The organism is Peptostreptococcus canis (genome assembly GCF_014229965.1).
Classification (GTDB): Bacteria; Bacillota; Clostridia; order Peptostreptococcales; family Peptostreptococcaceae; genus Peptostreptococcus; species Peptostreptococcus canis.
Window position 1 is genome coordinate 2,345 of record NZ_JABGBW010000017.1, and the last position, 579, is coordinate 2,923.

Annotated in this window: 1 protein-coding gene; it reads left to right on the forward strand. The window is 24.9% G+C overall.

Annotated features, from left to right (window positions below):
* Positions 1 to 272: 272 nt before the first annotated feature.
* Positions 273 to 579: hypothetical protein (locus tag HLB29_RS09380; protein ID WP_185624891.1), on the forward strand; the 307-nt coding region annotated here is incomplete at its 3' end.

Below are 579 nucleotides of genomic sequence, written 5' to 3' on the forward strand. Positions count from 1 at the left end.
AAGTATGACACCTGAAAAATTACAAATATTAAAGGATATGTTTTTGAATTCATTTCAAGATATAAAGTCAACTTTCTATTCTGACAATGACGATGAAAACAGTAAAAAAGAAGATTCAAGTGATATTACAGATGAGTTGCTAAAAGAAGATGAAGACGAAAAGTAATTTATTAATTATATAATGTATCAGTTTTAAGTCTTTGGATATGTTGAAAAATTTGAAAAAATTTAGTTAGATTGATTATTTTATGATAGAAAGTCGAGTATAAAATATGAAAAAAAAGATTTGTTTATTGTTAGGATTAATTTTGGTTGGTACAATATTTTTCCTTTCAGGTTGCCAAGGAAATAAATTGAGCAAGGAAGAATTAATAAAACAGATAATAGAAAATAATAAGAAAGTGGAATATATCGAAATAAACAATGAGTTAACAACTGATATATATTCAGGCTTTACAAAACAAATAACAAGGCAAGTATTAGAAGGTAATGCAGAATATGATTTAAAAACAAAACAAATAAAAGAAGGAAAAGTACGCATTAAATCAAATGGAAGTGTAAAAAGTGATGTTACTGTTG